Genomic DNA, 241 nt, shown 5'->3' on the forward strand with positions numbered 1-241 from the left:
GGAGAAGACGCGCTCCTTGGCGCGGGCCTTCTCCTCGTCGCGCCGGCCACCGCCGAAGACCGCGTCGAACTTCTCCGCCTGGATCCTCTCGGTCAGCGGCAGCGTCTGGAGCGGGTTGCGGGTCCCGTCCGGACGCTCCTTCAGCACACCGCGGTCGATGTAGTCCTGTACGGAGGCGACATGCAGCCGCAGACCGTGCTGGGCGACCGCGCGGTCCCGGTACTCCAGGACCTCGGGGAAG

The 241-nt window shown here is 70.1% G+C and carries 1 protein-coding gene; it reads right to left on the reverse strand.

The window, feature by feature from the left end:
* The coding region (locus TN53_RS43920; RefSeq protein ID WP_046264544.1) for a phosphoadenosine phosphosulfate reductase family protein at positions 1–241 on the reverse strand (241 nt) is incomplete at both ends.

Origin of the sequence: Streptomyces sp. WM6386 (assembly GCF_000972385.1) — a bacterium.
Taxonomy (GTDB): Bacteria; Actinomycetota; Actinomycetes; order Streptomycetales; family Streptomycetaceae; genus Streptomyces.